The organism is Sulfitobacter sp. HI0040, assembly GCF_001634885.1.
Classification (GTDB): domain Bacteria; phylum Pseudomonadota; class Alphaproteobacteria; order Rhodobacterales; family Rhodobacteraceae; genus Sulfitobacter.
The window spans coordinates 1-334 of record NZ_LWEX01000508.1 but is presented as its reverse complement, the minus strand read 5'-3'; the positions used below and the strand labels follow the sequence as shown (position 1 = coordinate 334).

Annotated in this window: 1 protein-coding gene; it reads right to left on the bottom strand. The window is 61.1% G+C overall.

Features of this window, described 5'->3' with window-relative positions; translation table 11 throughout:
• Positions 1 to 334, bottom strand: a 334-nt coding sequence (locus tag A3728_RS19825) for a DNA gyrase subunit A (RefSeq protein WP_330220293.1), incomplete at both ends; no start/stop codon positions are given.

Here is a 334-nt window from a genome sequence, read left to right as displayed (position 1 = left end):
TATGGGGCGGGATATTGGTGGCCATGCCGACGGCGATACCGCCCGCACCGTTGACCAGCATGTTGGGATAGCGCGCGGGCAGGACTGTCGGTTCACGGTCCTTGCCGTCATAGTTGTCCTGAAAATCGACTGTATCGCGGTCGATGTCTTCCAGCAGATACTGCGCGGCCTTTTCCATCCGCACTTCGGTGTAGCGATAGGCGGCGGCCTTGTCGCCGTCCATGGAGCCGAAGTTGCCCTGACCATCGAGCAGCACGAGGCTCATGGAAAAGTCCTGCGCCATGCGCACCAGCGCGTCATAGATCGCCGTGTCGCCGTGGGGGTGGTATTTACC